This is a genomic window from Pedobacter sp. HMWF019 (assembly GCF_003061025.1).
GTDB lineage: Bacteria > Bacteroidota > Bacteroidia > Sphingobacteriales > Sphingobacteriaceae > Pedobacter.
In genome coordinates, this window is record NZ_QAIL01000582.1 from 1 (window position 1) to 5,315 (window position 5,315).

At 37.0% G+C, this 5,315-nt stretch carries 3 protein-coding genes; 2 read left to right on the forward strand and 1 reads right to left on the reverse strand.

The genetic code is table 11. The annotated features are described in order from the left end of the window. Both DBR11_RS27960 and DBR11_RS27970 read left to right on the forward strand, forming a co-directional pair. Window positions 1-1,875, forward strand: a 1,875-nt coding sequence (locus tag DBR11_RS27960; RefSeq protein ID WP_108555826.1) for an FtsX-like permease family protein, incomplete at its 5' end; no start/stop codon positions are given. A gap of 554 nt (window positions 1,876-2,429) precedes the next feature. Further along, entirely contained in the window at window positions 2,430-4,475 is a 2,046-nt protein-coding gene (locus DBR11_RS27970) for a response regulator (protein WP_108555828.1), read from the forward strand. A gap of 8 nt (window positions 4,476-4,483) precedes the next feature. Here DBR11_RS27970 and DBR11_RS27975 read toward each other — a convergent pair whose 3' ends face one another. Beyond that, a complete protein-coding gene (locus tag DBR11_RS27975; protein ID WP_108555829.1) occupies window positions 4,484-5,011 on the reverse strand; it encodes a hypothetical protein in 528 nt (175 codons plus the stop codon). Between the last annotated feature and the right edge of the window lie 304 nt (window positions 5,012-5,315).

The following is a 5,315-nucleotide window of genomic DNA, read 5'->3' on the forward strand; positions in this document are numbered from 1 at the left end:
GCCTTTAATAAACAGGTTAAATTTATGAACTTTGCGAAGTTAACCGTTACAGGGATAATTGAAGATCTGCCAGAAAATATGAGTTATCGATTTGAAAGTCTGGTGTCATTGAATGAGAATCAAGGGATTTTTCCAAAATTATTACAATGGGATAATTTCTCTTTTTATACCTTATTTCGTTTAAGGCCGGAAATAAAGATAGACGATTTCAATGCAAGTCTGAAAGGATTTATGCACAAGCACCATGATAAAATAAATGCGGACATTTTCGGCTATCCGCTGCTGAAAAGCTATTTGTATGGCGATTTTGTGAATGGAAAACCGGTTGGTGGAAAAATACAACAGGTTAGGATATTTATTGGTCTTGCTCTGGGTATCTTGATTATTGCCTGTATTAATTTTATGAATCTGTCTACAGCAAGAGCAGGAAAAAGATCAAAGGAAGTGGGGATTAAAAAAACGATTGGAGCCAGCAGAAATTCACTCATTAGTCAGTTCCTTTTAGAGGCTGTAATAATGGTCTTATTCAGTTTTATCCTGGCTGTTATATTCGTGGAACTGAGTTTGCCATTTTTTAATAATTTACTACAAACCAAGCTTAGTTTAGCTACTTTGGGGTTTTTTAACTGGCTTTGTGTGGCACTAGCTATTTTATTTACCGCTTTGCTGTCTGGTAGTTATCCGGCCTTTTTTCTATCCTCATTTGACCCTGTTAGTACTTTGAAAGGTGTTTCCAGAACCAATTCCTCCTCTGTTTCTTTGAGAAAAGTGCTGGTGGTGGTTCAGTTTAGTTTTGCTGTATTGTTGATAACAGGAACCATTGTAATTTACAAACAATTACAGTTCCTAAAAAACAGACCGGTTGGTTATGATAGCAGTGCACTGGTAGAAATGCCTCTGGAAGGGATGCTGTTTCAGAAGTATGAAGCATTTAAAAGTCGTTTATTGCAGTCGGGTGCGATTATTGCAATGTGTAAAACCACAGGCAGTATCTCCAGCCAAAATTCTGTAACCAGTGGTTTGGAATGGGACGGAATGTCTTCCGGTGATAAAAGTCTTGGATTTAACCAGATCATAACGACCAATGATTTTAGTCGGACCACGGGTGTTAAAATGCTGATGGGACGTGATTTTGATAAAGAAATCGCCTCCGACAGTGTAGGTATATTGTTAAACAGAAGTGCGATAAAGGCGATGAACCTTGGCGATCCCATTGGAAAAAAGGTACTGTATCTAGGGGTGAGGCGAACTATAATAGGTGTGTTTCAGGATATCATCTGGGCAAATCCAAGTAAAAAAGAAATGCCTATGGTGATCGGCTGGCTCTCTTCCGTTCCAAGTGTTATAACCATGAAGCTTAACCCTTCTATGAGTACAAAGGAAACCCTGACTCTGATTAACCGGATCAGTAAAGAAATGAATCCAGTTTATCCTGTGGAATTGAAGTTTGTTGATGCACTGTATCAGGCAAAATTTGAACAGGAGCGTATCTTGTCTGTACTTTCCAATCTATTTGGGGCACTTGCTATTTTTATATCTTGTCTGGGTTTGCTTGGGCTTTCAGCCTATAGTGCAGCATTACGTACCAAGGAAATTGGAATTAGAAAAGTATTGGGTGCAAGTCATTTTAGCATTGTTACGCTTTTAAGCTGGGACTTTGTGAAAATGGTGCTGTTTGCTGTTATAATCAGCTTGCCGGTAAGTTATATCATGATGGATAACTGGCTTTCCCGATTTGATTTTCATATTGAAATTAATGGATTTATGATGCTGTTTTCGGCAGCTATGATTGTTGGCGTTGCCTATTTTACCGTAAGTTTCCAAGCCATAAGAGCGGCATCTGCCGATCCCGCGACTGCGATCAAATATGAATGAGAGCTTTCATAAAGCGTTATATCTGCCTACTTTTGGCGACTATGATATTTAAGGTGAAGTCGATAACGTATAATACGTTGTGCTTGCATAAAGAGGTTGAAATCGTCCTTTTAGATGAGTGCAGTAACCAGCTTGTTTTGTCATCCGAATGTGGCGGGACAGAGATTAAAATTGAGTTGTCAGATCTGGATAGATCAATGCTGTGTTTAAAGGAAAATTTTACTTTTTTTAGTTTACCAGATCAGATCGTACTAAGACCTGGTAAGAGTATCAGAAGTAAAGGTATGCATGCTGAGCCTATTGTTCTGGACTTTCTTTCGGAATTGGATACAGAGCAACTGAATAAAACATTAAAGCTATTAATTCTTAGATGATCAGGCCAAAGTTTATAACATACATAGGAATACCTGTAATTTTGCATGTAAATAAAAAACAGTAAGATATTGGCCTGATTTTTTCATTGTAAGACAATGAACATTTAATTCAATGTCTTTAGTACTCCAAAATAGATTTTTTGTGTATTTTAACTAAAGATCTGTAGAGTACTGTATAATATGGAATACTTAACCAATACGTCCGAAGATTATTCACTGCAATCAAATCTGGTATTTGCAAATAAATTAATACACTTACTCGATGGCTATTATCATAGTGATATGAAAGTCTGTGTATTGAATGTTCTTGTTTCTGAACTCTGCAAACATACCAATTCGTCAGGGGTTGCAATATTTCATCATAAGGATGCTATACTGGATATCATTGCCCGACATCCAAATGAAGATTTGAATACTATTTCTTTCAATAGCAGGGTGATAGGGACTGAGGAGCAAGTCTGTGTCAAATGCGAGCAGGATATTGAACAAATCTCATTGGGCATTAAATATGCAAAAGAGATTTGCTGGACCGTATCTCTTATTGGAAAGAAGAACGATAATATAGAAAAGAAATGTGAACTACTCAGACTATGTATTCCTGTTTTAAGGAGTATGCTTGTAGATCAGGAACAACAAAGAAACAAAAATATAGAGCTAAACCGCAACCTCAGTAAAATGGTGAGTTTGCAATGTTTGATTGAGTCTCTGGACGATATTGTACTGGAGCTTAACGATCAGATGGTCATCAGAAGGGTATGGGTAAAGGATAAGACTAAATTATTCATTCCTCCAGAACAATTTATGAATAAGACCCTTAATGAAGTGTTTGGTGAATTTGGGAACAGATTTATTGATTGCATTGAAAAACTGATCCTTACAGGAGAAAGGCAGGAGTGTATATATCCTGATTTTGATCAAAAAAAGCATCATTGGTTTTGTGCTAAATTTCAAAGGATCGACACCGAACATGGAGAGGCAAGAATTGTTTGTGTTATAGAAGATATTACTTCCAAAAAGGACATGAGTGACCAGCTGGAGCAAAATGCGTTGGAATTGAGACGGATGAATCTGGAGCTCATTGAATCTAAAAACCTTGCCGAACAGATTGCCAGAAAAAGGACAGAAATCCTTTCGATTATGAGCCATGAAATCCGGACACCTTTAAATGGGATTATTGGTATCTGTAATTTGTTAAATCAATCGCTTTTTTCGGATCCGCAAACTATTGAATATATAGACCACTTGAATTTTTCTTCCAATCATCTTTTGCATCTGGTTAACGATATTCTGGATCTGGAGAAAATTGAAAGCCGTAAAATGGAATTGAATGAGAAAGAAACAGATTTAATTGCTCTGGTAAGGAATATAGGAAAACAGTTTACACCTAGGGCAGAGACCAAAGGTTTGAAACTGCATTTTTACCACGATGAGGGGATTCCAAAGTGTTTGATGATTGATGATTTGAGACTGAGCAGAATTTTAAATAATCTAATTGGAAATGCTATTAAATTTACAGACGCCGGAACGGTATCTGTTAGTTTAGAAAAGGTTAAACTGGATACAGAATGGGTGGGTATTCTTTTTAAGGTTTCTGATACCGGGATAGGAATTCCAGAACATCTTCATTATCTGGTGTTCGATAAATTTCATCAGGTGCAGCAGACTTCCCACAGGCAGCAAGAGGGTACGGGGCTTGGGTTGAGCATCACTAAAGGTTTGATTAATCTTTTTAAAAGTGAAATCTATTTAAAAAGTAAACCATTTGAGGGAACGACTTTCGAATTCCAGATTGATTTTAAAATAGGCGGGGTTTCTGCAGAAAAAACTACGGATATTATTCGGTTTGGCCATAGAAGTTTACCAAATTTTGATTTGCTCATTGTAGATGATAATCCCGTTAATTTATTGGTCGCATCGCATCAGTTGGATAGGTTTGGAATCAAGGCTGATCAGGCAAGTAGTGGTTATGCAGCTTTGAAAAGGATGGGGGAAAAGAATTTTGATGTTGTATTGGTGGACTTGCATATGCCAGGTATGGACGGTTATGAACTTTCTAAGAGAATTCAATTTGAATATCCCCAGACTAAGGTTATTGTTTTTACTGCGGATATTTTGGAGGAAGTACGAACCCGGTTAGGCCAAATCGGGATATTGCATATTTTGTCAAAGCCCTTTAAACCTGAAGAAATGCATGAATTGCTTTTAAGGGTATTGGAAGAGCAATAGGACTAGTCCTATTGCTCCTGATCGTAAGTGTAGGTCATGGTTTGACCAGCAATTTTTTTTGCCGTAATACGCTTGATGTGATCTTGATACAGACTGTGGTCTGTTGAAGATACCGCACTAAGGGCAGCTTTTTTATATTGTTCTTTCGCAGTTCGTAAATTTTGCTGCTCTTCTGCATATAAGCCCAGGTTTTCATAAATCTGAGCTTTATTTGCTCCGGGAACAGCTAACGCTTTCTCTGCAATTTGTTCCACCAGTTTGTGCATCTTAAGGGTTACTACCAATTTCAGGTAGTGTTCATACACATCCGGAAATTCAGGTTCCAGTTCTACACATTTTTGGTAATGGTAACCTGCGGTTTGGAAGTTCTTAAATTGATAATGGTAGAAGCAACCCAATTGATAATGTGCTCTTGCATAATCAGGTTCTGTATTGATGATTTCATTAAAATAATGAAGCGCCTTTGGCAGTTCGCCATAATTAAGCTCTTCTACGGCCTGCAGATACTTTTCTTCTACAGTGTATAAAATGTCCATAAGGATATATATTGTATTTTTTGTTAAGTCGTTTAATAGAGCTTAGCAAAGAATGATTAATGAATTAAATTTCAAAAGCTAGTCTATTTTTCAAATAGTGCGCTAATGACCTGGAAGAAATTTAAAGCTCATATCCAAGCCTACCAGCCGGGAAAGCGGGCTAATGTGACTCTGATGGATATGTTTGATGCGTAGCATGATCGTATTTTTTACAAATATATAGATTTTTGCAGATATGTTTAAATTATCTGTTTCTTCTTTAAGAATCTGGATGTTTATTCGCTTTTAGTATAAAGGATATAAA